3 protein-coding genes are annotated in these 3,809 nt (G+C 60.4%); 1 reads left to right on the forward strand and 2 read right to left on the reverse strand.

What is annotated here, in order from left to right:
- Nucleotides 1-725 (reverse strand): phytanoyl-CoA dioxygenase family protein (locus tag EN893_RS23220; protein WP_245490886.1); only part of this gene is annotated, 725 nt, incomplete at its 3' end.
- Nucleotides 726-893: 168 nt separating this feature from the next.
- The gene (locus EN893_RS23225) at nt 894-2,984 is read right to left on the reverse strand and encodes an O-antigen ligase family protein (RefSeq protein WP_127270473.1); all 2,091 of its coding nucleotides are present in this window, start codon (nt 2,982-2,984) and stop codon (nt 894-896) included.
- A 291-nt stretch (nt 2,985-3,275) separates the two neighbouring features.
- On the opposite strand from EN893_RS23225, the gene EN893_RS23230 reads away from it, so the two are divergent.
- On the forward strand, nt 3,276-3,809 hold a 534-nt coding region (locus EN893_RS23230; protein ID WP_281062497.1), incomplete at its 3' end, for a LytS/YhcK type 5TM receptor domain-containing protein.

Below are 3,809 nucleotides of genomic sequence, written 5' to 3' on the forward strand. Positions count from 1 at the left end.
TAGCTGGACAGCGCAAAGGCCCGGTCGTGCTGCGATTTGTTGGGCGAGGAGCCGTGCACGGTAAGCAGCCCCCATAAAGCAAGGTCGCCCGGCTCTAGCACCAGCGGAACGATGGTCGCCGGGTCGATGCCGACTTTGCGCAACTCTTCTTCGGCGGTCAGGCCCTTCATCAGCTCGCCGGTTCCCTCGTCCGACAGGCCGAGATAGCCGAGCTTGTGGCTGCCGGGCACGACCTGAAGGCAGCCATTGTCCAGCGTCGCCCGATCGACCGCGAGGCCTGTTGTCACGGTGGCGTCGGCGACATTGTCGAAGGCCGCCTGGTTACGGAAGCGCAAATCCTGGTGGAAGCGATAACCCGTGACATTGGCGCCGGGCGGCTTCCAGTGCAGCTGTTGGGCGATCTGCCTTATGTCACGGCCGATCAGGCTCTCGAGCAGCTTCAGATAGTCGGGATTGCGGCGGAATTCTTCGAAATAGGAATTGATCCAGGAAAACCAGTAAGCCTGCAGCACATAGCGTTGGCCAAAGTCCGATTCAGGCAGGATCTGGAAATTCAGGTTGCCGTGCCGGAAGGTGGCGTGATGCTTGAGGCCTTCGGCATAGACCGCATCGGTTTCCTTCTTCAGCCGGATCATCTCGTCGCCGTCGACGAATTGTCGAACGACCGCGTATCCTTCCTCGCGGTACTGCTCCACCGCCTCGCGTGCCTGCCTGTCCGTCAGCATGTCCGTGACAACCCCTGTCTGTGATCCGTGTCGATCGTAACGAAGGGGTTGCCGGCGATAAGCCATCGATTTTGGCATCGACTTTCCCGATTATCGGGAAATTGAGCGGGGCGTCAAAGGTGGATTGGTCGCAATCGGCTGGTCAGATACGTGCTGCGCCGGCAGGCCCTAAAAATAGGTCCGCGGCGCGACAAGGTTCTTCTGCTGGCGAACATAAAAACAATAGAAGCCGAACGCTGCGGCAAACCACATGAAGGCCTCGCCCATGGCCAGCCGGTTGTTGGAATTGGTGAGGATGGTTAGGGCGAAGAAGACCAGTGTGGAGATGTAGCAGGACCATGCGGCCGGAGCGACGAGCTTGGCTCGCATGGCCAGCAGAACCTGCCTGGCCGACCAGGTGTAGAGAAAGGCAAAGAACGCCAGTCCGACCACCCCATAACGCACGGCAATCTCCAGATAACCATTGTGGAAGACATTGAAGATCATGGGATGATAGGTTCTGCTCTGCCATTCGGTCAGCCAGCTGGAACTGGCTCCGAAGATCGGGTGGCGCTTCCAGATATTGATCGCATCCGCCCACAGCATCAGCCTTTCCTTGGCTGCAAGCGGAACCGCGTCGCTCGCGATGGCGCGGTCGAAGGCGGGGAGGACCCCATGCCTGAACACATCCGGAACCAAGGTTTTGACGAATGCCATGGTATCGTCGGCGGTGGACGAGAAGATGTTGTGTGCCGCGACAATGCCGGCCGCCACGATCACCAGCACGCCACCCGAAACCAACAGTTCGCGGCGATGGCCTCTCGCCAGGGTCATGACCGCCAACAAGAGCAGAGCGAGCGCAAGCGCAAGCCACACTCCCTTTGAGCGCATCTCGATGATATTGACGAGGGCAAGCAGCAGGACGGCTGTCGACAGGGCCCAATGCAGGTTCTTGGTTGCTTTTCCGAGGTCCGTTCTCTGCGCCGAGTAGGCCATGAATTGCAGCGTGCAGAGGAAGATGAAACCGGCCGCCACCGACGCGTGGATGGGATTGTTGAAAAGCCACGGGGCAGGTTGGACGCCTTGAAACATGTCCGAATAGAAGGTGTCCGCCGCTAGGAAGACGAGACTGAGGATCATGAACCAGAGCACGAGCCGTGCGGGTTGCCTGACAAACAGCAGAAACGCGAAGCCGGTCGTCGCGTAGAACAGCGGAAACATGTAAATGCCTTCGGCGCCACCCAACTGGTGGGTGCCGAAATAGACGATCGCCAGTCGGATGAAGACGTAGAGCGACCAGCCCAGACACAGGAAGCCGACCCAACCGATCAGCGGTTTGCTGTAGGTCCACAAGTCCACTCTGAACCAGCGGATGACCGCGACCAGGGCCAGCGCCAGGCCCGCATAGCGGTAGGTGTCGGCCTCGCGCCACACCGCGGAGACCAAAGCGAGAATGGCGAGTGCCGCAAGCAACAGAAGCAAGGTGTGGCGCGGCGCGTTGTCCTTGGCATCATCCAGGGCATCTCGCGGCAGAGGGGGCGGCAGCAGGACGTGATGCAGGCGGCGCAGTTCGTCGCTGGCCCGTAACACCCCGGCACGTAGCCGGCTCGGCCCGCCCAGCCTTGCGGATTTGTAGCTTCCCGAGGGACCGGCTATGCCCGAGATCCCACTGCTGGCGGCGAAGCCAAGCACGTTTTGGCGGACCGAATAGACTTTCAGGCCAGTATCCCAAAAGCGCTCGAGCGCGACGTCCCATGGCATTTTCATTACGGCGAGCGCCGACAACAGACCCTGCGCGCCCTCTCGCGTCACCAGATAGGCGGCGGCCGAGCCTTGCGGGCCATGCAGCGCACGACCGATCTCATCGCCTTCCGCCGTCTCGACCGCGCGCATGAAGAAGCTCATGCGATGGTTGGTCAGCTTGATGACATCGAAATCCGGCACCGCCGCGATGATGGCCTCGATGCGCCGCATGGTGCTTTCGCTGAAGAGGACGTCGTCCTCGACAATCAGGCCATGGGCGCTGCCACCGGCCAGGAACGTTTCCAGCGCCCGGATATGGCTGCGGTAACAGGCATATTCGCCCGAAAGGATGTCGCGCCCGCTCAGCTTGCGCGCGGCTGGAAGATCGATCTCCGTCCAGTCTTTTTCAGCAAGCGCCCGACCGTCGACGGCGGCAATGCGCTGCAAGGTCAGTCCCGCCGCTTCGGCGCTGGCGAGCAATTCGCTCCAGCGCTGGGTCTCGCGATCGAGGTTGATGGCGAAGATAGGGAGGTTCATTGAAGTTCCATGTTGAGCCGCCACCCACCTGGTCGACCTATGTATGGAAAGAAGGAGATGTTCAAGGCGACACTTTACAGATCATGTGCAAGACCCGAATTTGCCGCGATGCCTCTTGCTCATCTGCGCTTACGACACCGTCGAATCATGAGCTGATCGGCTTCATGGAAGATCGCAAAGGTACTCTCGGGTCCCATGTGCCCAAAAGGGAATAGAACGGCATGGCCGGGCAGCTTCTTTAGACCTCGGATAGGTTTTGTCGGTATTTATCGGAAAAAAGGAGCCGAAGTCATGACTGACATCTGGCACTCACTCCTCGCCAACCTTGCCCTGGTCTCCATCCTCGTGGTCGCCTGGGACCTTGTGGCGGATTTCACCGGGCGTCTCTCGCGGCGGATGCAGTCGCTGCTTCTCGGCGTGGTCATGTGCGTGGGCGCGATCATTTCCATGGCGACGGCCCTGTCCGTCTCCGGCTTCGTCGTCGATCTGCGCGCCGCCTTCATTGCTGCTGCCGCGTTCTTTGGCGGATGGCCGGCAATGCTCATCGCCACGTTCGGCTCCATTGTTTATCGCATCCATCTCGGCGGACAGGGTGCGGGTGCTGGTGTCATGGGTATCCTCATCACCGCAATCGTCGGCATTGCGTGGCACCACATCGTCGCGGCCCGATCGCGCACCATGTACGACATATTCGGTCTGGGCGTAACGGTCGCTCTCGCCGGGCTGATCACGCTCCTGGTCATCCCGGCGCAAGCCGTCACGGGCCTTGTGCAGCAGAGCACGTTCCCGTCCCTCGTGTTCCGCTTTCTCAGCACAATCATCATC

The organism is Mesorhizobium sp. M7A.F.Ca.CA.004.04.2.1 (assembly GCF_004022825.1).
Classification (GTDB): Bacteria; Pseudomonadota; Alphaproteobacteria; order Rhizobiales; family Rhizobiaceae; genus Mesorhizobium.